We start from the raw sequence: 20,936 nt of genomic DNA, 5'->3' as shown, positions 1-20,936 counted from the left end.
GCAGTGGCCGCCGATGAAAAGTTCAGTTGGCCTTTGCGGTCCTGTTCGCGCTGCTTTCCGCAGGGCCGGATGCGATCAGGCTGACGCGAATGACGTCGCCTGCCCTGATGGGCGTCTGTTCGCCGGCGTCGGTTTCGCCATACTCGCCCGAAAGCTGCCGAACGATCGAGAATTTCGTCTGGATCATCTGCTCAAGGCTCGTCACCCGTCGTGATGTCGCGCCGATCTCAGCCATCGTCTGCAGGCTGAAGGTCATCTTCCTGCGAAGGCGAACCATATCCAGCTCGATCTCCCGCAGTTCCGTGGCGGCATCGTTGTTGCGCTTGTTTTCAAGCTCCAAGATGCGCCTCTCGACCTCGTTTTTGTTTTGCCGGGCTCTGGCAAGGAAAGAGGTGGATTCCAGCAATTGCTGGTTCATGGCCAGCAACTCTCTCTTGCGCTCTCTCAGAGCCGACTGCGAAGCCGCGCCACGCGAAACCAGCTCCTCGGAGGCATTTACGTCGAGGCCAAGCAGCTGAAACTGCTCATTACGCATGACATTGCTTTTTTGGAGCGTATCGATCTCCTGAACGAAGTTCTGTTTCTGCACCTCGAGATTGGTCCTTTCATCCTGCAGGACCGAAAGGCGCAGCTTGTAAAGGCTCTTTTCCGATTCAACGATCTTTTCGAGTGTCGTCGCATCCCGCACGAGCCCTGGGCCGTTGCTGTTGTATTCGAATGCGACGTTGTTGCGTTCCGCCTCCAGCCGCACGCGCCTGACATCCTGCGACAGAAGCTGGAGAGACATGTCCTCATATTCCTGCTGTGCCGAAATAAGCTGGATCGACGACATGTCGGTGCGCGCCGTCGGTTCCCGCAGCCCGCCGCTCAGCGCAAACAGTTCAAGCACGATCATTCCGGGGCGATATTCGTATCGTCCCGGCTTTTGCACGTCGCCGACGATGAAGATCGGCGCATATTCCTTGATGGCGACCGCCACGGACCGGTTGGGCACGTGATCGGCGAGATCACGGCTTATCTGCGCACCGATTTCATCGACCGTCTTGCCCGCGACGTCGACATTGCCGAGCAGGGGGTAGCCGATCACGCCTTCTGCGCTGACCGGGAAAAGGCCCGTCAGGCCGGCATCGCCATAAACGGTGATCATCAGCACATCTCCCGCACCGACAGTGTAGGACGGCATTTTCGATGCAGATGCGGGCATGGACGATGCGAGAAGGACAAAAGCAAGCGCAACCGCCATCGCGACACTGACAAGGGCTGAACGGCGATTTTCAATGCGGGGCATGGTCAGCTCACGCTCTGTCGGGCGAGGGAGGGATGGGGCAGGGCCGTGGATCGTCTCGCCGTGCTCTTCCTAAAGACGCGCAGCCAGTGGAAGCGATGGCGTCGCTTCTGGCGCCGCACGCCGTTGAGAACCATGCCGGTAATATGCTTTCCGGCCGTGTGCAGCTTCATGACGGCGTTCTGGATGCCGATACTATTGGCAATCTCCTGCCTGACGACAAGGACGGTCGTGTCTGAAAACGTCGCGATCCGAAGCAGGTCGAGATCGTAGGAAACCGACGGCGCATCGATCAGGACCAGCTCATATCGCTGCCTGAGCTCGGACATGAGTGTGGCAAAGCGCTTGTTACCGAGCACGAGATTCGGCGGAGATTCGTCTGCCTGCGCCACGATCACGTCCAGCGAGCAGCTTTCGTCGCGCTGGATCAGTTCGTCGAACGTAATTTCCTGGGCGATCGCCCGCGCGAGGTGCCAGGAAGACAGGACTTCGAACTCCATGCCGAGGGCAGGGTTTCTGAGATTGGCGTCGATGACGATGAGCTTGACCCCGCTCAAAGCCAAGGACCTGGCGAGGTTCGCGACCACGAACGTTTTGCCCTCCCGGTCCGTGGAAGATGTAAAAGCGATGACGCGGGCTTTGTCCTGTTCGAGTTGTATGTATGTTTGCAAGTCCGCGAAGGCGCTGTAGAAGTCTGCGGCGCCGCCGCTGAACATTTCCGGGCTGTTGCGGAATTCCGCCGCCGGAATACGCGGTATTTTTCCGATCACGGCGAGGCCGGTCTTCTGCTGGAGTGCCGTAATCGATCCTACGGAGCCATCCGTCATGTGCAGGATCAATGCTACGCCAAGTCCTGTGCCGCAGCCGAGGATGATGGCCATCAGAACCCACAGGCTTTTGTCGGGGCTGGCCGGTCTGGTGCTCGGCATGGCGCGCGAAATTATTCTCGCCTCGGCAGTCGCAATGCCGTCCTGCTCGATGGTCTGCTTGTAACGGGCAAGGTAAGTTTCGTAGATTGACCGGTTCGCCGCAGCTTCACGATCGAGCTGGGCGGACTGAACGACCGCCGTATTGGTGTCCGTTATGGCGCGTTGCACGGTATTGAAATTGGTCTCGACCTCGCGTTGCTGCTTGTCGTTCACCTCTATCTCGTTGCGCAGGCTGGCGACGATCTGTGAAATCTCCTGCCCGACCTGCCGTCTCAGGGAGGCAAGTTGCGATTGAAGTTGTGGCAGTTGCGGGTTCATGCGCGCGCCACTTTCGTCAATTTCCCCGATGGCGCGGACCACCCGTGCCTGTTCGGCACGCAGGAGCTGAATAGCCGGCGAAGACAGCACTTCGGTCAGGCCCAGGCCATCGCCGCTTCGTTGAACTTCCAGAGCTGTTGCGAGGCGGGCATTTGCGCCCGCCAGCTTGGTTTGCAACATGGTCAGTTCGGTATTCAGGCCGGACAGGCGTTGCGACAGGAGCGGAATTCCGCCGGTATCGACCAATCCGGATTTTTCGCGGAATTCCTGCGCCTGACGTTCCGATTCTTCCAGCTTCGTCCGCAGATTGACGAGGCGTTCGCCCAGCCAGTCGCTCACACGGCGCGTTGCCGTCGTCTGCAGGTCTATCTGATAGTCTATATAGGCCTCGCCGAACGCGTTGGCGACTTTTGCCGCATAAGCGGGATCACCGGCGGAATAGGCGATGTAGATCGTGTAGGAGCGACCATCGTTCATGACACGAACGTTGGTCATCAGCTCCTTTACCATTTTCGACGTCTGAGCATCGCCACGACTCAGCATCCCGGTATCGCGCGGTCGGTTGTACTTGCTTTGCGGGCCGCTGCCGGGATTGCCATTTTGCAGGCTTGCCAGGACTCGCTCCGCCATGGACTGGGAGCCGATAATGTCCAGTTCGGTGCGAAGCACAGGGCTTTCCTGCGGCAGTGGCGAAACGACGGATTCTGTCGGCAACGCCTGCAGCTTGCGCACGTCCAGCGCAAGTATTGCTTCCGACGTATACCGTGTCGGACTACGGGCGTAGCCGACAGCCGCGGTTGCGAAGCTGGCGACCATACAAAGAAGGATGGCTCTCCTCCTTTCCCGAATGATGGAAATGAGACGAGGAATACCCTCCTGCTCGCCATGTGTTGACGATGAGTGGATCATTGGAATTCCCAATAAAAGCGATGCGAAATTGCTCGAATTTCGAGGCTGACGCATGTCTTTCTCTCGAAAGAAAATTCAGGGTTCGGGAGAAAGGCATGTGTCAAAACAAGGAATGAAAGCACGGCGAGTGATCGTTGCGGATCGTGATGCAGGTCAATGGCCGCAAATCATGTCGCCCATCTTGCATGCGACCTCTGTTCGATTGGTTGCCCCGAGTTTCCGCATTATGTTGCGGACGTGCACCTTGATCGTGCTCTCGCAAAGGTTCATCTCGTTGGCGATGTCCTTGTTCGCTTTGCCGCACCGCAAGGCTTCGGCAATAGCTGACTGCCGATTGGTAAATGTCATCGAGGTCGGCCGGTTCTGCGCTGTCACGCCCAGCAGTTCCCGAAGGCCCATAAGGCTGCTTGCCGGAATAAATCGTCCCCCAGCGATCGCAAGGCTGATTGCATGGATGCAGATATCGATGCTGACCGAGCTCGGTATGTAACCTTTCACGCCCAGCGCAATGACATCGAGGACGGTATTGATGTCCTGATTGTCCGAAAGAACGACAACGGAACTGGGCGCCATGACGCTGGTCACCTCTGCAATCCTGTCTATGACCTCAGCCTTGGCGTAGTTTCCAGTGTTGAAAACCACGGCCGAAGGTATGCCAAGTACACCTGCTGCATCGCTCCATTCGTTGACATTGGAAAATGTTAGGACACGCCAGCCGACACGATGGAATTTCAGGCTATGCGCCAAGCATTCCCGCTCCAGAATTCGGCGGTCAATCAGCGCGACGTATCCCCCATCGGCGTGGAAAGGGTGGCTGATGTCAGCCATAGAACCGGCATTCTTTTCGTCAGTCATCGGCAATTCCTCCCCAGCTACAAGACAGAAACTTTCCTCAGGCCCAGTCAATTTCACGAGACTGCGGGGGCGCTTTTCGCCCGGTTCAGGCAAACATCAGCTTCCTAACCGTAAACGCCTCGGCAAAGCGGCCCGGCGCACGGCATTCCATTCCCCTTAGGCGGGCCAGCCCACGAAAGGTTTCTGCATCGAACCAGTCCTTGGAACGCTGGCTGCCGAAATGTTGCAGCAGCAGAGCGACCTTCCGGTCCAGAGCGGCCTCGCTCAGTGGCATGTAAGTATTTCGCTCCGAGAAGTCCCCGTCCCATTTTGGAATCTCGTATTCCAGGATCAGGTGGTTTCTGAACACATTGGTCGTCAATTTGTTGATTTCTTTATGATCCTGGTGGGCGTCCTCGCGGCTGTGGGTGAAGATCACATCCGGATCGATCTTCTCGCGCAATCCAAGAAGCCAAGATTTGATTTCCCGGCTTTGCGCCGGAAAGTAGCTGTCCTGGAACGAGGCGAGCTCGACCGAGTAGGACGCGGCCGCCGACAGAAAGGCATCAGCGGAATGCCTGGCTTCCGTCGCCCGCTCGTTTCCGGCGCTCAGCACGCACCAGTGGACATCAAGCAACACGCCTTCAGCCAGAAGGCTGAGGATGGTGCCGCCGGCGCCGATCTCGATGTCGTCCGAATGGGCGCCGAGGCACAGCACGGAAAGGCGATCGCCGGCAGCTGCCAAGGATATCTTCCTCATGGAAGCCTCGCCGGGGACGAGAGCCACTTTTCCGCGGCGATCGTTCTGTTCATCCAGGGCGTGTCGCCACGCTCCACCATGGCTTCGAGCGTTTGCCAGTCGCGAAGCGTATCCATCGACCGCCAGAAGCCGTCATATTTATACGCCATCAGCTTGTTCTCTGCGATCAGCCTTGCAAAGGGCTCGAGCACAAGCTCCTCGCCCTCGCGCATGTAGTCGAAAATCTCGGCGCGCATCAGGAAAAAGCCGCCATTGATGCGCATCGGCGAATTTTCGGACGACCGGAATTCCTTAACGCGCCCGTCGTCGTCGATATCGGCGAGATGATAGGTCAGTGGCGGTTTGACCGCGAGAAAGCAGGCAAGCTTGTCGCTCTGTTCAAACCGTTCGATCATGTCGTCCAGATCGACATCGGTCAGGCCGTCGCTGTAATTGGCGAGAAACATTCTTTCGCCCTTGACGTGATGGCGGACCGCCCAGAGGCGTTCGCCGATATTGCGCCAGATACCCGTATCGATCAGCGCAACGCGCCAGTCATGCGGCAATTCCTCCAGCATTTCAATCCGGCCGGAGCCGGATATGACGCAGTCGCCATAACTTTCGGGGCGGCTGTTGAGGAAGAAATCCTTGATCGCGTTTGCCTTGTATCCTAGGCACAGAACGAAATCGTCATGCCCGAAACTGGCGTAATACTGCATCACATGGCGCATGATCGGTTGGCCGCCGAGCGGGATGAGAGGCTTGGGAATGCTTTCGGAATATTCCCGGATGCGCGTGCCTCTGCCGCCACAAAACAGAACGACCTTCATAACGCACGCTCCCTTGGATCGATGATGGAAACATCCGGGATCGGGACCACGAACTTGCCGCCCCATTCGCCGATCGAACTCATCTGCTCGACGATCTCGCCCTTCAGGTTCCAGGGCAGGATCAGCACATAGTCCGGCTTGGCCCGCACGATCTCGTCGATCGGCATGATCGGGATATGCATGCCGGGCGTGAAGCGGCCGTGCTTGTAGGGATTACGATCGACGGCGAAGTCGATGAAATCGGTGCCGATGCCGCAATAGTTCAAAAGCGTATTGCCTTTGCCGGGAGCGCCATAGGCGCATATCGACTTGCGCATCTCCTTGAGGCGGATCAGGAAGGACAGAAGATTGCGCTTCGTCTGCCGGGTCGCTTCGGCAAAGGCGGTATAGGTATCGATGGAATCGAGGCCTGCCTGGCGTTCCCGCTCGAGCAGGGTATCGACCCTCGGCTCACGCTGCCACGGACCGTTTTCGTGGGTCAGATAGACCCGCAGCGAACCGCCATGGGTCGGAAGTTCCTCGACGTCGAACACCATCAACCCGTTCCGTTCCGCCATGATCTCGATGGTCAGAAGGGAGAAATAGGAGAAGTGTTCGTGATAGATCGTATCGAACTGGTTTTCCGCGATGAGCTTCTCGATATGCGGAAATTCGAGGGTGATGACACCGGCGCTTTTCAGCAGCAGCTTCATGCCGGCAACGAAATCGTTGAGGTCGGGCACCTGCGCAAGAACGTTGTTGCCGATAATCAGGTCAGCCTGCTTGCCCTCGGCGGCCATTTCGCTCGCCAATGTCGTGCAGAAGAAATCCGTAAGCGTCGGGATACCTTTCTCCACGGCCACCTTGGCGACATTGATCGCAGGCTCGATGCCGAGGATCGGAATATCCTTTTCAAGGAAATGCTGGAGGAGGTAGCCGTCATTGCTGGCGACTTCGACGACAAAGCTTTCGGATCCCAGGTTGAAGCGCTCGGCTGCCTGATCGCAATAGCGTTTGGCATGCGCAACCCAGCTGTCCGAATAGGACGAGAAATAAGCATATTCCTGGAATATGTTTTCAGGCGTGACATATTCCTGCAGCTGGACCAGAAGGCATTCGCTGCAGACGAAGGCATGAAGGGGATAATACTCCTCCACGCTGTTCACCGCCGAGGCCGGGACAAAACTTTCGCAGGGCGGCGACATGCCCAGATCGACAAAAGTATGCTGGAGCGGCTCGCTGCAAAGCCGGCAGACTGCTACATTCTGTGCATGGTTCTTCGCCAACGAAATGCTGATTTCGCCATTCATGATGCACCCCCTGATTGTAAAATTGAGTAAATGTCGCCCTTGTTGATTAGAATTCAATCTACAACGAAACCAAGGTGTTCGCGAGCCCATCATCCGCGCCGGAACCTCATCCATAAGAAGTAGAACGGGAGGTAAATACAGGATTTTGTGTGATAAATCGACATATTGGGAACAATTTCGATAGATCAAAAGCGGATATCTGCTTTCGGATGCAACCTATTAAGGTGTTTTCGATCTGGCCCATACGTCGCACAATTCCGTAGAAGGAGCCGCATCACGACGCTCCCGGGGAAGGTGGCGATGTTGTTCCAGTATACAAAGATCGATGGCCTTTGGATTGTCGATCCTGAGAGGTTTCACGATGCGCGGGGCTCGTTCGGCCGCACATTCTGTAGCGAGGAGTTTGGAGCTCTGGGACTGTCCACGCACTTCGTTCAGCACAGCTTGTCAGTGTCTCTGCTCAGGCACACTCTTCGGGGCCTTCACTTCCAGGTGCCGCCGCACCAGGAAGCGAAGCTCGTATCCTGCGTCAGGGGAGTGATATGGGATGTCGCGGTAGATTTACGTCCGGGATCCCCGACCTATCTCGAATGGGTCGGAACAACGCTCTCCGCGGACAATGGTCGGCAATTCTATATTCCGGAGGGTTTTGCGCACGGTTTCCAGTCGCTCGTCGATGACGTGGCCGTTTCATACGTGATCTCGGCTCCCTATGTGCCGAACAGCTCGTCTGGCATCCGGTACGACGATGCCGCGATCGGGATCGACTGGCCGGCGAGACCTTCCGTAATGTCCGACAAGGACATGGCGTGGCCGGCATGGCGAGGCTTAGTGGACCTAGCGGTTGAGGAAGCCGAGGTTTAGAATCAGGCGCGCTTCCTGCAACTCTGCCGCTGCTGCGGCAATCTCCTTGAACGCCAGTTTCGATCTCTCCGCAATATCGAGAAGGGACTGGCATCCGTCGGCGAGGTTGAGGACCCAGAGATAGGCCATGGTGCGCTCGCTGTTCTTCTTGTGTCCACCAATGGCGGGAAAGAGGCCATATTTGCCAAGCTGCGGTTCGCCCTTCGGCGATATATTCAGCGGCGTCCAGTTTCCCTCCAACGCATCGATCATATCCTTGATCATGCGGAAGGACGTACCAAGATGCTCGGGTCGGATGAAATCGAGATTGTCTGCCGATGTATGGTATTCCGGAAACGTGCCGAACGCGCTTCGCTGCAACAGGCCGACCGGTAGATCGAAGCCGGGCGAGCAGAACTGACGCTCGTCATATCCATAGGGGCTAAAGTCGGCGACCTTCAGACGTTGCTGATCTTCACCGCAACGCGTGCTGGCGGCAATTCGATCAATCAGGGCGCTGTGGCGGCGGCTTCGCTTGTAGTTCACATCGCCGCCGTCTCCGACGCAGGACAGGACGAGACCGTGGGCGATGCGTGAAAGCCGGTATTCGTTTCTGGACAGCCAGGCCAGCGAGCCGATCGTTCCGGGCGCGAAGATGAAGCGATAGCTATAAAAGGTTTGCGTGGACCGCATGAAGGCCGCAAGGCAGGTCAACAACGCAAGTCCCGAGCAATTGTCGTTGGCGAGCGACGGATGACAAATATGGGCGTAAAGCAGTACTTCCTTCTGGCTTGAGCCGTGATGAAGATATTCCCCATAGTGCAGGTGGCCAGGCCTCTTCTCGGTATCGATCACCACCTCGTAATCGCCCTCCGGGAGCGCCAGAAAATCCCGATAGGGCATGCAGATCCCCCAGGTATCCGTATAATATGCAGTCTTGTAGGGAATGAGGTCGGGCTGGGCTGGCAATGTATGAATATGGCCCTTGAGTTCCGCGAGCGGCATGACCCGCTGCACGGGGATGCTGTAATTCATCAGATGAAGATTGGATGTCTTGAAATCGACTATCTTCTGGCCTTGCGGATCCAGGACGTAGGCGTCGCGGACGATCCATTCGTCCGGGATCGTCCAGTCGAAAACACGCGTGCCGCTTGGAACGTCATGGCGATCGATATTGATATAATCCTTCAGAATGTCGATCGTATCGCGTACGCCTTTGCCGGTAATGCTGCGGCAAATGGGAAATATGCGGCAGGCCAGCGCATATATTGCATGCCCCATGTCGTGGGGCCGTTCGGAGATGCCGGGCGGATTGAACTGCTTTTCCAAAACGGGCATCGGCATCTCACATTCAGGCCTGGACCGGGATTGCGGAGTCACCACCGCGGAAAGCAGGGAATGGACGCCGGAGATTTTCGTCGATCTCGCGATCGCCCATCAGTTTTCGCAGCTGGCCGATCCGCTGATAATACGGACCTTCGAACTCAGCGAGGGTCAAGGCTGCACTGACATAGGCGTCGTAGAGTTGCTGCGCGCCTGCGGCCGCCGTCCATGTCGGTTTGAAAGCGGGAAGCGTTTTGTGGATCTTGCCGAAATCGACCCGGTATGAGCGCGTATCCGGGCCAGCGTCGCTGGCATATTGCAGCCGACAGCCGGGCACCGTCATCGCGACAATCTCCGCAATCTCACGGATGCGATAGTTGTGTTCGTTCTGGCCGACATTGAAAGCCTGGTTGTGCACAGCGTCCGTTGGCGCTTCGAGCGCTGCCAGAAAGGCGCGCGATATATCCTCGATATGGACGATCGGCCGCCACGGGGTGCCGTCGGACTTGAGCAGGATAAGCCCCTCCGTCACCGCCCAGGCGGTGAGGTTGTTGAGAACGATGTCGAAGCGCAGCATCGGCGATAAGCCGTAAGCTGTCGCCGGGCGTATATAGACCGGGCAGAAATTTGCATCCGCGAGGCCGGCAATTTCCCGCTCGGCAAGCACTTTCGAAATTCCATAGGCCGAGACGGGATTGAGCTCTGCGGTTTCATCGACCAGCTCTTCGCCGGATGCGCCGTAATTGCTGCAGGAGGATGCGAACAGGAAGCGTTTGACGCCGGCCGCCTTGGCTGCTGTGGCGACCCGCACACTGCCGCGATAATTGATCTCGTAGGTGATGTCGTGATTGAGATTGCTCAGCGGATCGTTCGAAAGGGCAGCGAGATGGATGACGGCATCGAAACCCTCCAGATCGGCACGCGTGATGTCGCGGACATCCTTGCAGACGCCGGGCGCCCTGGGTAACTGCCCGCCGGGAAGATAGGTGCAGCGATGATAGAACTCGCTGTCATAACCGTGGACTTCATGTCCTGCCCTGCGAAGGATGGGCACCATGACAGAGCCGATATATCCACGATGCCCCGTTACCAAGACCTTCATCGTCTTCACCCTCGGTTCGATTTCGATGGAGAAGAACCTAACATTCCGGATGCCTTTGCCGGATGCGGCAAAGCGGCGTCCGGCGGCATGCGAAATGTCTATGGCGTGGGAGCCGCTAGTTCTTTTGGATGAAGCTGGGAAAGCCCGCGGATTTGTCCTCCGGCACATGGTGAATGACTGATTGAGGCGTCGAATAATTGAAGCGGCGGAAGACGACTTCGGACGGCCTGCCCACGAGGTAGTTTTCGACGCCGTCCTCCAGTGCCCTTCGATAGATTTTCAGTGCGCCATCGACCGCATCGAGCGTCTTTGCGATATCCTCGTCCTGGTGGGTGTAGCTCACCACCATCGAGGGCGCGAGCAGGCCCCGGCGTATCGTTTCCTGAAGGAAAAGAGAGCGGAAGGCCTGTGATGGCATTCCATTTTCATCGAGTGTGAAATAGCTGAGGCAGGCGGAATGTCCCTGGACGCCGAAATGCAGCTCGACGCCGTGCGCCGCGGTGATCTGGTTAATTGAGGCCCTCAGCATATTGCCCTGGTGTGCAAGATGCGTGATGACCGGCTCGTGCTGATAGACGTGCATCGTCGCTATGGCCGCCGCCATGGCATGGGTTTCTGCGCCATGGGTGGTCGAGAGCAGGAAAACGCGCGGTTGTGCGGTCTGCTCGATGCCGCCCAATTCCATGAACTCCCGTTTTCCGGCAAGGGCCGAAATCGAGAAGCCGTTGCCGAGCGCCTTGCCGAAACAGGACAGGTCCGGGACGATATCATAGGCTTTCTGGGCGCCACCAGTATGCCACCGAAACCCCGTGATCATCTCGTCGAGGATAAACAGGGCTCCATTCTCGTGGCATAACTTGCGAAGCTTGTGGAGGAAGTGGTCTCTCGGCTTTTCACCACGCGATGGCTCAAGAATGAAAGCGGCAATCCTGCTGGGGTGGCGCTTCAGCAATGCCTTGGCGCTCTCGATATCGTTGTAGGTGAAACCCACCGTCAGGTCTTGGATCGCTTGCGGAATACCCGCATTCATCTCAGTCGTGCCGATAAACCAGTCGTCGGTCGAGAAAAAAGGGTGGTCACTGCAGCGTGCGACGAGGTCACGTCCGGTTACCGCTCTCGCAAGCCTTATAGCAGCCGAAACGGCATCCGAGCCGTTCTTGCAGAACTTGACCATTTCTGCGCCCTCGATCGTTTCGAGGAATGTCGAGGCGCAGTCCACTTCGATCCGCGAGGGCCGGACAAAATTGCAGCCGCGATCCAGCTCGGCCCTTGCCGCCGCCGTGACATGGGCATAGGCATGCCCGAGGCCCACTGCCCGGTTGCCCATTCCGTATTCGATATATTGGTTTCCATCGACATCCCAGACGTGGCAACCATAACCGCTGGCGATAAAGCCGGGCGATAGCAGGGGATACTGGTCATCGCCCTTGGCGTAGGTGTGAGCCCCGCCAGGGATGATCTGCGCCGCTCGTCGACGCAGACGGTCCGATTGTTCAAAATTCTGAATTAGATTTCCCATCGCTCAGCCTCCTGCAATCCGTTGAACGCGAGAATTGTACCGCATTGCCTCGTATGCCTTTACTCAGCCTTATGTTGCGAGCGTTTGACCGAAAGGCTTAGCTGAAATTATCCGCGCAATTGCAGGTCAAGCCTGTAACGCTTCCGACCCGGCCCTAATGACATTGGCACAAAATGCCTAGGCAATCTGACGCTGCGATGGGCAAGCCTCATTGCTTGAAAAGGTCGGACATCTTGAAGATGACCTCGGTCCGGTTTCTTGCATTCAGCTTTTTCATGATATTGCGGATATGGACCTTGACCGTGCTTTCGCGCAGGTTAAGCTCGTAGGCAATGATCTTGTTCGGCTTGCCCTGCGTCAGGGCATCGATCACGTCGGCTTCTCTCTGAGTGAATAGGGAAGCCCTTTGACGCTCCTTCTTTTCCGCCACGAGCAGAAGCTGCCGCAGATCGTTCAGGTCTTCGGCCGAGATGAACGCGCCGCCGGCCAAGGCAAGCGAAATGGCACCAACGCAAACCGTGAGCCCTACCGCAGAGGAAATGTAACCCTGTACACCCACTTCGAAGGCCCGAACTACCTGTCGGATATCGGGGTTCTCGGCAAGGATGACGACGGGCAGGTTGGGGAATTCCGAGATTAGCTTTTTCAGATCATGCATGAAAGCGTTGTCTAGGAAGTCGTTTTTCCCGATGTTGATCAAAAGACCCGAGTGTAAGAAGTCCGAGGTTTGTCGCCAGCTTTCGAAGGAGGGAAATAGTTCCACATCCATGTCCAGCCCATGCGTGATCAGGCTTTGAGCCAGGCATTCTCGATCCAGGGCGCGATCATCGATGATTGCGAGTTTGCGCAGAGACGGATCCGTGCCGACGACATCCGTCAAGCGTGAGTTGGGTATCGGAACAAGTCTGGAATAGCTATGTTCTCGACTGTAGGTGGAGATTTCAATCGACATGTCAGCCCTCTGTTCTTCGATTCGCCAAATGGCTGCATATTTCCCCTGTTTCGCCTTTTGGCGAAATAGCTTATATGACAGTCGAGTAGATGGATAAGACACCTAAATATTTTGAGGGATTGCTTTATACGAAAAAGCAATGATGTAGCCAGTAATGACGTTAAGCTTAGCATTCAGTGAATGTAACGAGATTCAGTTGCGGTCATTCATATGCCAATTCCGATAGTGAGACATTACAGCAGAGTAATACAACGGCGAAAGCGTCGGAAAATACCTAACCATTCGTATAATTAAATAACTAAGTAAGACGGCCGTTGGGTTGAAAATAGCCTTTATTAGGTAAAAACTCGCGCAAAAGTAAGCCAAATGCTGGGTTGAGCGTTCCCTGCGGGAATTGCCTACGCCTAAGGAATATATAATCAGCGGAATTTTTTCACGGTACCTTGTGACGCTATGAACCTGCGGCCGTTCGTGCAGAAAGTTTTTGCGTTCCAGGGAGCGCAATCCAGGCTGCTGCGTTTGGTTTTCTTTAGGGCTGGCATGCCTAAAAAATCAGCGTCGTGGTGGCTGAATTTCCCGATAAGCCTTAAGCTTCTACTAAATCGTTGATATCTGTCAGCAAGAGACTTAGTTACCTCAGTTCGCGGCAGTTGTTCGAGGGAAAAATTCAACTGCTCCTGCATGGCAGCGCGTTAGAACGAAACGAGCGAGGCAGGTCACTGCCGTGCTACCGAAAATGCAGCTTGCCTGGCGAAAATCCGGCACAACAGTGGCGTGAAGGCATGTCAGGTTCGAAGGTCGAATTCAAGATAGTGGGGATCGGCGCCTCTTCGGGAGGTCTCAATGCGGTCAGGGCACTGCTCAAGGCGCTGCCCGCAAAGACGGGATGCGCCTTCCTGCTGGTGCAGCATCTGGACCCTGTTCATGAAAGCATGCTGGTCGAGTTGCTTTCGGGCGACACGCATCTGACAGTGGTCCAGGCGGTCGATGGCGTCGGCATCGAGCCTGAGCATATGTACGTCATTCCACCAGGGTATTTCATGTCCGTCGAGGCGGGGAATATTCGTCTCACACATTTGCGGGAGCGTCACGGGGCGAGGCTGCCTTTTGATTTTCTGCTGAGTTCCATGGCGAAGGAATATGGCGCGCTGGCGATTTCGGTCGTTCTTTCAGGAAGCGGCGCGGACGGCTCAGGGGCGATCGGCACGATCAAGGAGACAGGTGGGCTCGTCCTGATCCAGGATCCGAATGAGGCGGAGTTCGACGGCATGCCGCGCAGTGCAATTTCGCAGGCGGTCAATTCGGATGTGCTGCCGGTCGCAAGCATTGCCGATGCGATTATCAACTACCAGCAGGAATTCGGTAGACTGCCGGCCAATCCTCGCCCGGTGGTCACGACAGCGCATCTTCCCGAAATCATCGAATTGCTGAAGAGCTCCACGCCGAATGACTTCTCTTCCTACAAGTATGGAACCCTTCAGCGTCGTATCGAAAAGCGTCTTGCCATGCTCGATATTCCGGAAGGGGAGATAGAGCAGTATATCGCCATCCTTCGGAACAGCGAGGAAGAAAGACAGAACCTCGCAAGAGATCTGCTGATCAACGTCACAGGCTTCTTTCGTGATCCGAAGGTGTTTGATTTCCTCCGCGAAAAGATCATTCCGGAAATCCTGCTCAACAAAATGCAGGGCGATACTGTCCGAATTTGGGTTGCGGGCTGCAGCACCGGCGAAGAAGCGTATTCGCTGGCCGTGCTTTTTCTGGATCGCATCAACGCCATGGGATATGGCATCAAGCTGCAGATTTTTGCGTCTGATGCCGATGCCGAAGCCGTCGCTGTTGCGAGAGAAGGTCATTATTCCCTGGCCTCAACCGATGCGATCCCTTCCGACTTGCTTCAATCGTATTTCACACGAAGCGAAACCGGCTACTCGGTCACTCCGCAGGTACGTGGGAGCGTGATATTCACGGTCCAAAACGTGCTCAGCGATCCGCCTTTTTCGCGAATTGACCTAGTGTCCTGCCGCAACCTTCTGATCTATCTTGAGACGGAAGCGCAAGCCAAGGTCCTCGCCCTTTTCAGCTTTGCCCTGCGGGAGAGCGGTATCCTGCTGATCGGACGGTCTGAAACAGTCGGCCGGATGGACGACCGGTTCAAACTCATCTCGAAATCCGAGCGTGTCTATCGCAGGGTGGGGCATCGGGGATCGGCAGAGTTCCGGTTCAATCTGGCCTCTGGCGACGCCGTCAGGCTGCCGAACACGGCAAGCAGGGTAGGTGCGGCATCGAGGCAGAATATCCTGTCCGAGCTTGTCTCTCACGCCCTGCTCGGTCGCTATGTGCCTGCCGCAATTCTCATCAACCGCCGGTACGAATATCTCTATTCGATCGGGCCGACGGAGAAGTTTCTGCAGATCGCTCCTGGTCCTGCCTCGCTCGATCTTTTCGCTATCATTCCGAAGTCGCTTCGCAACAAGATCAGGTCGGCAATCTTTCGCGCCGGTCAGGACCAGAAGACGTTTGTCGTCAACGGTGCAAAAGCCGATATCAATGGCGCCAAGCTTCAGTTCGGCATCCATGTGGAGTTGCTTTCCAACCAGGGGGAAGAGCTTTTCCTGATCTGCTTCGTGGAGGAAACCGCCGCGGGCCGCAAAATAGCGCGGCCGCGCGGAAGCCATCCCGAAGTCACGCGCGTATCCGAGCTCGAGCATGAGCTTGACGAGACACGCGCTGAGTTGGAGGGCGCCATACGCAATCTGGAGATCGCCAGCGAAGAGCAAAAGATAATCACCGCCGAAGCCCTGTCGCTCAACGAAGAATATCAGTCGACGAATGAAGAGCTCGTCACATCCAAGGAAGAACTGCAGTCGCTCAATGAGGAGCTGACCGCCCTCAACAATCAGCTCCATGAGACCTTGGAGCGCCAAAGAGCGATTTCCAACGATCTGGAAAACGTTCTCTACAGCACGGACGTGCCCACGCTGTTTCTGGATCGGGCGCTCAATATCCGCTTCTTCACACCTGCCACCCGTTTGCTTTTCAATGTCATTCCTTCGGATGTCGGCAGGCCGTTTTCGGATCTCAGCATGCTGATGGTTGACCCCGATCTGCGGTCAGACGCGGTCGCGGCGCTCAAGATGGGAGATCTGATCGACAAGGAAGTCGCTGCCCGGGACGGGCGCTGGTACATTCGCCGGATCAAGCCGTTCCGGACGGAGCAGGGGAGTACCGAAGGGGTCGTCATAACCTTTATTGACATGAGCGCTCAAAGGCAGATTTCGGAAGACCGGGAGACTGCCAAGAAGTCCGCCGAGCACGCTACCGAAGCCAAGTCGCATTTCCTGGCCGCCGCAAGCCACGATCTGCGTCAACCGCTGCAGACGCTGAAGCTTCTGCAGGGATTGCTGGAGAAAAGTGTCGAAGACGGTCAATCGCGCATATTTGTCAAGCGAATGGGAGAAACACTCGCTTCCATGTCGGGCATCCTCAACACCGTGCTCGACATCAATCAGATCGAGGCGGGGATGGTGCAGGTAAAGTCGGAAAGCTTTTCCATCGACGCTATCCTCGTGCGGCTGCTGGAGGAGTTCTCCTATCAGGCGAGCGCCAAGGGGCTTGATCTGCGCGTGCTCCGTTCCGGTCTGGCGGTCCACACCGATCCGCGACTTCTCGAGCAGATCGTTCGCAATCTCCTTTCAAATGCGCTCAAATATACGCCCACCGGAAAAATCCTCCTGGGATGCCGGCGTCGTGGCGGCAAGCTCCGGATCGAGGTCTGGGATACGGGCATAGGCATTCCCGAGAACCAGATCGCTGACGTCTTCAAAGAGTATCACCGGCTGGATGTGCCGCCGGGAAGCGGCGGACAAGGGCTTGGGCTGGGTCTATCGATCGTGAAGCGGCTCAGCGACCTGCTCGACCTCAACGTATCGGTCCGTTCGCAAGCAAGAAAAGGATCGGTATTCTCGATCGATATCGAACGCGCGGTTGCCGGCGAAGCTCTGGTCACGGTTCCGGCACCCAGCCGACAGGTCGACAATAGCAACGACGTACCTGCCGCTTCCATACTGGTCATCGAAGACGAAGACGGGATGCGAGAGCTCCTCAGGATCGGGCTTGAGCAGATCGGCCATATCGTCGTCGCTACGGGAAGTGCCGTGGGAGCGATTGAGATCATTCGTGACGCGAATTTTGTGCCCGACGTTATCCTTGCGGACTACAATCTGTCGCAGGGGTTGAGTGGACTTGAGACAATCGAGGAAATTCGCGGCATCGTCGGGCGGCAGATACCGGCGCTCATTCTGACGGGAGACATCTCAAGCAACGCGCTGCGAAAATACGCGCAGAAAAAGATCCCTCACATCAATAAGCCTGCCAAGCTTCGTGAGGTCATCGGCGCCATTCACGACCTGCTGGGCTATCGGCAGGAGACGGAAATCCGGAAGGTTGAGCCTGCTATAAAAGCTGACCCGGACTCCGGGCGCCTTATTGAAATCATCGACGACGACAAAGGCGTGAGGGACAACGTTCAAACCTTGTTCAATGGTACCGGCTGGTCCGTCGCGTCCTATATCTCGGCAGAAGATTATCTCTCACGATACAGTTCCGAGCGGCGGAGCTGCTTGCTTATAGACGCATACCTGCCGGGCATGAACGGTCTCGAATTGTTGCGCGTTCTGAGAGAACGCGGCGATGCGTATCCGATCATCGTCATTACCGGCCACAGCGATGTTGCCATGGCCGTCGAGGCCATGAAGCGTGGGGCTGTGGACTTTATCGAAAAGCCGTTTTCCGCCGAAGAAATTCATACGAGCGTGGAAAGAGCATTCGAGCTATCGAGAAACCACAACGAACAGTCCGAACAACGCGAAGCAGCGCGAGCGAAGCTTGGCCAGCTGACCCGAAGGCAGAGCCAGATTCTCGAGCGGATCGTTGCCGGTGAGCCGAACAAGATCATAGCGGCCGAAATGAAGCTCAGTCAGCGCACCGTGGAAAACCATCGGGCATCCATCATGCGCCGCACAGGATCCAGTTCCTTGTCGATGCTGCTCCGACTTGTCGCCGCGGCCGAGAAATAGCGCTCTTTCTTCGGCGCATCCATACGGCAGTACCTCAAAAGAACTAGTGACCCCGACAACCGGAACGAAGGTGCAAATAGGCTTTGCCAGGCCCATCGTTACAATACCGATCCTTGCGGTATGGGTTGTCTGGGGGGCGCTGAATGTGTGGAATCGTGGGAATTGTCGGAACCGAACCGGTGGCCGGCCGGCTTCTGGATGCCTTGAAGCGCCTGGAATACCGAGGTTACGATTCGGCAGGCATTGCCACCATCCATGAGGGTGTCATGGACCGGCGGCGTGCCGCAGGCAAGATCTGCAACCTCGAGCACTGTCTCGATGCCTCGCCGCTGAAGGGGACGACGGGCATGGGGCATACACGCTGGGCGACTCACGGCGTTCCGAACGAGACCAATGCGCATCCGCACTTCGTGGGAGCCATCAGCATCGTTCACAACGGTATCATTGAAAATTTTTCCGAGTTGCGCCGCGATCTGGTGGCGGATGGCGCATGTTTCGAGACGCAGACCGATACGGAAGTCGTTGCTCATCTGATGGCGCGCTATCGGGAAGAGGGGCTTGAGCCCAAGGCGGCAATGCTGAAGCTGGTGGGGCGGCTGAAGGGTGCCTATGCACTCGCGATCATGCTGAAGGATCATCCTGGTACGATGATGGCGGCGCGGTCCGGCCCGCCGCTGGCGGTGGGGCATGGCAAGGGCGAGATGTTCTTCGGATCGGATGCGATTGCCCTTGCGCCGTTTACCGACAAGATCACCTATCTCGACGATGGCGATTGCGCCGTCATTTCCCGCGACGGAGTTGCCATATTCGATAGGGCAGGAACGCCGGTCGACAGGCCGAGGCAGGTCGCTCAGGCGGGTGTCTCGCTCATCGACAAGGGCAACCACCGCCATTTTATGGAAAAGGAAATCTCCGAGCAGCCGGAAGCAATTTCGCACGTGCTTGATCGCTACATCGATTTCGCGTCCGGCACCGTCAGGACCGGCAACTCCGCAATCGACTTCGGCGACGTCGCCGGCCTTGCCATCTCCGCCTGCGGCACAGCCTTCCTGGCAGGTTCGATCGGCCGGTACTGGTTCGAACAGTATGCGGGTCTTCCCGTGGAAATCGACGTCGCTTCCGAATTCCGCTATCGGCAGATTCCCATGTCAAGGAAGCAGGCCGCGTTCTTCATCTCCCAGTCGGGAGAGACGGCCGATACCTTGGCCTCGCTGAACTATTGCAGGCAGAGGGGATTGAAGATCGGAGCCATCGTCAACGTCACCGATTCCACGATCGCCCGCGCGGCGGATACGGTCTTTCCGATCCTTGCCGGGCCGGAAATCGGCGTGGCCTCGACCAAGGCTTTCACCTGCCAGCTTACAGTTCTGGCATGTCTGGCAATTGCGGCAGGCAAGGCAAGGGGAACGATCGACGCGTTTCAAGAGCGGGCGCTGGTCGGTCACCTTGCCGAAATACCCAGGATCATGAGCGCGGTTCTCAACGACATCCAGGCACAGACTTTCGCGCTTGCCCGTCAGCTCACGGGCTGCAAGAGCGTTTTGTATATCGGTCGCGGCACGAGCTACCCGTTGGCCATGGAAGGGGCGCTGAAACTCAAGGAAATTTCCTATATCCATGCCGAAGGTTATGCCGCCGGCGAACTGAAGCACGGGCCGATCGCCCTGATCGACGAACATATGCCGGTCATCGTGATTGCGCCCCACGACCAGTTCTTCGATAAGACGGTTTCGAACATGCAGGAAGCTGCCGCCCGCGGTGGCCGTATAATTCTCATCACGGACGAGGCCGGCGCTAAAGCATCCCCGATCATACCCGCCGCGCAGATCGTGCTTCCGAATGTCGATGAAATCATCGCGCCGATGATCTTTGCGCTGCCTGTTCAGATGCTGGCCTATCACACCGCCGTCATCATGGGAATGGACGTGGACCAGCCGCGCAATCTCGCAAAGTCCGTTACTGTCGAATGAGAGCTGGAAGGGAGAGTGGCGGCGGATTAGCGCATACGCCGTGTCGGCAGCGTCAGGCGACGTGCGAAGAATGTGGCGATCCTGCGAAGCGTATCCGGCCTGTTGGCCAGATACGCTACGGGTGGTATCAGCGCGCTGAGCGGTGAAAGCCTGAAGGCGAGCTTGAACAGATCGATGGCTTCGCGGTTGCGGCGCAGGAGATGCGAAATGCCAGACCAATAGGCGCGATTGGCTATGCCCCGGCGCGCAAGGCGTCGCAAGGCGCCGCTTCCTTTCATCTCCCCGCCTTCATGATCAAAGAAGCTCTGGACTGCAGCCGCCGTGTGCAGGATATGCTGTATCTGGTGCGCCCAGAGTTCGGTTGAGCGGTTGGCGTCGTGCGAGCGGATGCCGGCCTGGATGCAGTCGAGTTCGCCGATCGGTCCGTGCATTGCCAGCCGAAGCCATACCTCGTAATCGTCGCTGTGAGGCAATGCGGTGCGGTAGTGGCCGACCCGTTTCTGCACGCTCGTCCTGACTACGATGGATGGCCCAGGGATCTGGAATACTCCGAGCCGGCAGAACCGTTTGATGAAGTCCCGGCTCCGATGGAGGCGAAGCGGTGGCGGATCCGGTTGCTGCGCAACGGTTGGGATCGGCGCATTGCCCTTTACCGGTACGTCACGGCCATAGGTAAAGGCGATGGATCTGTCTGCCTCCATGGCATCGGTCGCTCGTTTCAGGGCACCGGGAACGAGGAAGTCGTCTGAAAACATCAGGAGAAAATAGTCGGCTTTGGCCCAATCGATACCCTCGTTAAAAGAGGCATGTGTGCCCAGGTTCTCGCTGCGTAGGACAAGTTCCACCCTGGGGTCACGGCTAAGCGATCGGGCGATTTCGGCGCTGTCGTCGCTTGAGGCATTGTCGATGATCAGGACTCGTATGGTGACCGCTTCCTGCTCCAGTATGCTTTCGACGCATGCCCTGAGGTATCGGCCATAATTGTAGTTCGGCACCACGACATCGACACTTGCCAT

14 protein-coding genes are annotated in these 20,936 nt (G+C 56.9%); 3 read left to right on the top strand and 11 right to left on the bottom strand.

The genetic code is table 11. The annotated features are described in order from the left end of the window. Positions 1 to 22: 22 nt before the first annotated feature. From FHW37_RS26645 to FHW37_RS26620, 6 genes are all read right to left on the bottom strand, one after another. Positions 23 to 1,288 (bottom strand): polysaccharide biosynthesis/export family protein, encoded by a 1,266-nt coding sequence (locus FHW37_RS26645; protein ID WP_246690921.1) that lies wholly within the window; start codon positions 1,286 to 1,288, stop codon positions 23 to 25. Between the two features lie 2 nt (positions 1,289 to 1,290). After that, positions 1,291 to 3,495: a GumC family protein gene (locus FHW37_RS26640; RefSeq protein WP_246690920.1), complete on the bottom strand. Its 2,205-nt coding sequence runs from the start codon at positions 3,493 to 3,495 to the stop codon at positions 1,291 to 1,293. Positions 3,496 to 3,594: 99 nt separating this feature from the next. After that, positions 3,595 to 4,296 (bottom strand): helix-turn-helix transcriptional regulator, encoded by a 702-nt coding sequence (locus tag FHW37_RS26635; protein WP_145641884.1) that lies wholly within the window; start codon positions 4,294 to 4,296, stop codon positions 3,595 to 3,597. 85 nt (positions 4,297 to 4,381) lie between these two features. Further along, positions 4,382 to 5,035 (bottom strand): PIG-L deacetylase family protein, encoded by a 654-nt coding sequence (locus FHW37_RS26630; RefSeq protein WP_186458410.1) that lies wholly within the window; start codon positions 5,033 to 5,035, stop codon positions 4,382 to 4,384. Continuing rightward, entirely contained in the window at positions 5,032 to 5,844 is an 813-nt protein-coding gene (locus FHW37_RS26625) for a sugar phosphate nucleotidyltransferase (RefSeq protein WP_145641882.1), read from the bottom strand. Before FHW37_RS26625 ends, FHW37_RS26630 begins: the two co-directional genes overlap by 4 nt. Then, positions 5,841 to 7,133, bottom strand: coding sequence for a class I SAM-dependent methyltransferase (locus tag FHW37_RS26620; protein ID WP_145641880.1), 1,293 nt, complete (start codon positions 7,131 to 7,133; stop codon positions 5,841 to 5,843). The genes FHW37_RS26625 and FHW37_RS26620 overlap by 4 nt, the downstream gene beginning before the upstream one ends. 300 nt (positions 7,134 to 7,433) lie before the next feature. Here FHW37_RS26620 and rfbC point away from each other — a divergent pair, with 300 nt between their 5' ends. Beyond that, entirely contained in the window at positions 7,434 to 7,997 is a 564-nt protein-coding gene (gene rfbC / locus FHW37_RS26615) for a dTDP-4-dehydrorhamnose 3,5-epimerase (RefSeq protein WP_145641878.1), read from the top strand. On the opposite strand, the gene FHW37_RS26610 is transcribed toward rfbC, so the two are convergent. The 4 genes from FHW37_RS26610 to FHW37_RS26595 all read right to left on the bottom strand — a co-directional run bounded on the left by FHW37_RS26610 (position 7,971) and on the right by FHW37_RS26595 (position 12,872). Beyond that, a complete protein-coding gene (locus tag FHW37_RS26610) occupies positions 7,971 to 9,257 on the bottom strand; it encodes a DUF4910 domain-containing protein (RefSeq protein ID WP_246690927.1) in 1,287 nt (428 codons plus the stop codon). The genes rfbC and FHW37_RS26610 overlap by 27 nt on opposite strands. A gap of 70 nt (positions 9,258 to 9,327) precedes the next feature. Further along, positions 9,328 to 10,401 (bottom strand): NAD-dependent epimerase/dehydratase family protein, encoded by a 1,074-nt coding sequence (locus FHW37_RS26605; RefSeq protein ID WP_145641874.1) that lies wholly within the window; start codon positions 10,399 to 10,401, stop codon positions 9,328 to 9,330. A 115-nt stretch (positions 10,402 to 10,516) separates the two neighbouring features. Further along, positions 10,517 to 11,920 (bottom strand): glutamate-1-semialdehyde 2,1-aminomutase, encoded by a 1,404-nt coding sequence (locus tag FHW37_RS26600; RefSeq protein ID WP_145641872.1) that lies wholly within the window; start codon positions 11,918 to 11,920, stop codon positions 10,517 to 10,519. Positions 11,921 to 12,128: 208 nt separating this feature from the next. Continuing rightward, entirely contained in the window at positions 12,129 to 12,872 is a 744-nt protein-coding gene (locus FHW37_RS26595) for a LuxR C-terminal-related transcriptional regulator (RefSeq protein ID WP_145641870.1), read from the bottom strand. Between the two features lie 782 nt (positions 12,873 to 13,654). Between FHW37_RS26595 and FHW37_RS26590 the strand changes: the two genes are divergently transcribed. Both FHW37_RS26590 and glmS read left to right on the top strand, forming a co-directional pair. After that, positions 13,655 to 17,950 carry a CheR family methyltransferase gene (locus tag FHW37_RS26590; protein WP_145641911.1) on the top strand — a complete coding sequence of 1,432 codons (4,296 nt, stop codon included), beginning with the start codon at positions 13,655 to 13,657 and terminating at the stop codon, positions 17,948 to 17,950. Between the two features lie 143 nt (positions 17,951 to 18,093). Then, a complete protein-coding gene (gene glmS / locus FHW37_RS26585; RefSeq protein WP_145641868.1) occupies positions 18,094 to 19,920 on the top strand; it encodes a glutamine--fructose-6-phosphate transaminase (isomerizing) in 1,827 nt (608 codons plus the stop codon). Positions 19,921 to 19,946: 26 nt separating this feature from the next. On the opposite strand, the gene FHW37_RS26580 is transcribed toward glmS, so the two are convergent. Beyond that, positions 19,947 to 20,936 carry a glycosyltransferase family 2 protein gene (locus tag FHW37_RS26580; protein ID WP_145641866.1) on the bottom strand — a complete coding sequence of 330 codons (990 nt, stop codon included), beginning with the start codon at positions 20,934 to 20,936 and terminating at the stop codon, positions 19,947 to 19,949.

The organism is Neorhizobium alkalisoli, assembly GCF_007829835.1.
Taxonomy (GTDB): domain Bacteria; phylum Pseudomonadota; class Alphaproteobacteria; order Rhizobiales; family Rhizobiaceae; genus Neorhizobium.
The sequence above is the reverse complement of the archived record's forward strand: the minus strand, read 5'-3'. Positions and strand labels throughout refer to the sequence as shown.

Excerpts from the sequence above, each read along its gene's own strand:
- FHW37_RS26590 (WP_145641911.1), top strand. The coding sequence starts at position 13,655 with ATGTCAGGTTCGAAGGTCGAATTCAAGATAGTGGGGATCGGCGCCTCT.
- FHW37_RS26635 (WP_145641884.1), bottom strand. The coding sequence starts at position 4,296 with ATGACTGACGAAAAGAATGCCGGTTCTATGGCTGACATCAGCCACCCT.
- FHW37_RS26595 (WP_145641870.1), bottom strand. The coding sequence starts at position 12,872 with ATGTCGATTGAAATCTCCACCTACAGTCGAGAACATAGCTATTCCAGA.
- FHW37_RS26640 (WP_246690920.1), bottom strand. The coding sequence starts at position 3,495 with ATGCGTCAGCCTCGAAATTCGAGCAATTTCGCATCGCTTTTATTGGGA.
- rfbC (WP_145641878.1), top strand. The coding sequence starts at position 7,434 with ATGTTGTTCCAGTATACAAAGATCGATGGCCTTTGGATTGTCGATCCT.
- FHW37_RS26625 (WP_145641882.1), bottom strand. The coding sequence starts at position 5,844 with ATGAAGGTCGTTCTGTTTTGTGGCGGCAGAGGCACGCGCATCCGGGAA.
- FHW37_RS26600 (WP_145641872.1), bottom strand. The coding sequence starts at position 11,920 with ATGGGAAATCTAATTCAGAATTTTGAACAATCGGACCGTCTGCGTCGA.
- FHW37_RS26645 (WP_246690921.1), bottom strand. The coding sequence starts at position 1,288 with ATGCCCCGCATTGAAAATCGCCGTTCAGCCCTTGTCAGTGTCGCGATG.
- FHW37_RS26605 (WP_145641874.1), bottom strand. The coding sequence starts at position 10,401 with ATGAAGGTCTTGGTAACGGGGCATCGTGGATATATCGGCTCTGTCATG.
- FHW37_RS26630 (WP_186458410.1), bottom strand. The coding sequence starts at position 5,035 with ATGAGGAAGATATCCTTGGCAGCTGCCGGCGATCGCCTTTCCGTGCTG.
- FHW37_RS26610 (WP_246690927.1), bottom strand. The coding sequence starts at position 9,257 with ATGGGGCATGCAATATATGCGCTGGCCTGCCGCATATTTCCCATTTGC.
- FHW37_RS26580 (WP_145641866.1), bottom strand. The coding sequence starts at position 20,936 with ATGGCAAGTGTCGATGTCGTGGTGCCGAACTACAATTATGGCCGATAC.
- FHW37_RS26620 (WP_145641880.1), bottom strand. The coding sequence starts at position 7,133 with ATGAATGGCGAAATCAGCATTTCGTTGGCGAAGAACCATGCACAGAAT.
- glmS (WP_145641868.1), top strand. The coding sequence starts at position 18,094 with ATGTGTGGAATCGTGGGAATTGTCGGAACCGAACCGGTGGCCGGCCGG.